This is a genomic window from Streptomyces dysideae (assembly GCF_001514305.1).
Lineage (GTDB): Bacteria > Actinomycetota > Actinomycetes > Streptomycetales > Streptomycetaceae > Streptomyces > Streptomyces dysideae.
The window spans coordinates 84,417-86,192 of record NZ_KQ949105.1 but is presented as its reverse complement, the minus strand read 5'-3'; the positions used below and the strand labels follow the sequence as shown (position 1 = coordinate 86,192).

The window sequence follows — 1,776 nt, the reverse complement described above, 5'->3', positions numbered from 1 at the left end:
ACGGAGACGACCTGCGCCAGCAGTTTCCTCACCGTGCGGCTGCCCGCGTCCACCCGCATCCGGATGACGCTCCGGCTCCAGCTGCGCACCCGCACCCCCAGCTACTGCACGCCGTTCGGCACATCGGCCGACGGGCCCGGCGCGGGCACGGCGAGGGAAACGGCATGAAACGCATCGCCCAGACCGTCAGGCTTCGGCCCGAACACCGCCGGGAGTACCTCGAACTCCACTCCGCCGTCTGGCCAGGAGTCGAAGCCGCCCTGCACCGGGCCCAGATCCGCAACTACAGCATCTTCCTCCACGGTGACGTGCTGTTCGCCTACTTCGAATACCACGGCGACGACTTCGACGCCGACATGGCGGCACTCGAAGCCGACCCCGAGACCCAGGAGTGGTGGAAACTCACCGACCCCTGCCAGGAGCCCTGGCCCGACCAAGGCGACGCACGCCAGTGGACGGACATCACCGAGATCTGGCATCTGAGCGCGCCCACCGACAACGCCACCGCCTGACACGACCCGAAGCAGACAAACCGGACTTGGACCCTCCAGTGACCTCCACCGCCGCCTCCGTGCTCATCGACGCCCACCACCACCTGTGGGACCTCGCCCGGCGTCCGCAACCCTGGCTCGACGACCCCGCCCTGGCGTCGATCCGCCGCACGTTCACCCCCGACGACATCCGCTCCACCGCCACCCGGTCCATCGCGGGCCGTCGGCTGCACAGCACGGTGGTCGTGCAGTGCATCCCGGATGTGCCCGAGACCGAGGACCTGCTCGCGCTCGCGGAGCGGGAGCCGTTGATCGGGGCCGTGGTCGGTTGGGCCGACCTCACGTCCCCGGCAATCGGTGACGTGCTCGACCGGCTGCTCGCCGGAACGGGCGGCACGTATCTGCGATCCCTGCGCCACCTCGTCCAGGGCGAGACGGACCCGGGCTGGCTGCAACGTCCGGATGTCGAACGCGGCCTGGCGGCGGTCCGGGACCGCGGGCTCTGCTACGACGTGCTCGTCCGCAGCCACCAGCTCGGCCAGGCGATCCGGCTGGCCGAGCGCTTCCCGGACCTGCCTCAGGTGCTCAACCACGCGGGCAAGCCGTCCATCGCCCGGCGCGAACTGGCGGACTGGGAACGCCGGATGCGCCTGCTGGCCGGTCATCCCCACGTGGTCTGCAAGGTGTCGGGACTGATCACCGAGGCCGACCACGACGCCTGGACCACCACCGACGTCCGCCCCGTCTGGGACGTCCTCCTCACCTCCTTCGGCCCCGACCGGCTGATGTTCGGCTCGGACTGGCCGGTCGCGAACCTCGCGGGCGGCTGGGACCGCTGGGCAGCCACCGTGGACGAACTGCTCAACGGCTGTGCCGAGAACGAGATCCAGGCGCTCGTCGCCGGTACCGCGACCGCCTTCTACCGCCTGCCCCCCGTCACGGGAGCAGCCGACCTCACCGCTCACGCCAGGACGCAGGACTCCTGACCCGTCTCATCCACCCCCAGCGAAAGCACCCGCTGCGGAAACGCGTGAAACCCGCGCCGGACACACGGACGTGGCTGCCGAGCCACTCGGCAGCCGCCCAGCGGGGCATCCGCGCTGAAAGGACCCTGACCCCACGATGACACTCGCCGTCCGTTACACGGCCGCCCGCACCCTGGACACCGCTCCCGCCGAAGCCCCCTCCCCTGGACCCGGCGAGGTGGAACTGGCCCCCGCCTACGTCGGTATCTGCGGCACCGACCTGCACATCTTCCACGGCGACATGGACACCCGGGTCGCCG

2 protein-coding genes and 1 pseudogene are annotated in these 1,776 nt (G+C 70.6%); all 3 read left to right on the top strand.

Annotation, left to right across the window (positions count from 1 at the left end):
* Positions 1 to 164: 164 nt before the first annotated feature.
* Complete coding sequence (locus AQJ91_RS35940; RefSeq protein WP_067030062.1) at positions 165 to 512, top strand: L-rhamnose mutarotase; 348 nt, start codon at positions 165 to 167, stop codon at positions 510 to 512.
* 38 nt (positions 513 to 550) lie between these two features.
* Positions 551 to 1,477 (top strand): amidohydrolase family protein, encoded by a 927-nt coding sequence (locus AQJ91_RS35935; RefSeq protein WP_067030058.1) that lies wholly within the window; start codon positions 551 to 553, stop codon positions 1,475 to 1,477.
* A gap of 136 nt (positions 1,478 to 1,613) precedes the next feature.
* Positions 1,614 to 1,776, top strand: a pseudogene (locus AQJ91_RS52755) (Zn-dependent alcohol dehydrogenase); the annotation flags it as partial.

Excerpts from the sequence above, each read along its gene's own strand:
- AQJ91_RS35940 (WP_067030062.1), top strand. The coding sequence starts at position 165 with ATGAAACGCATCGCCCAGACCGTCAGGCTTCGGCCCGAACACCGCCGG.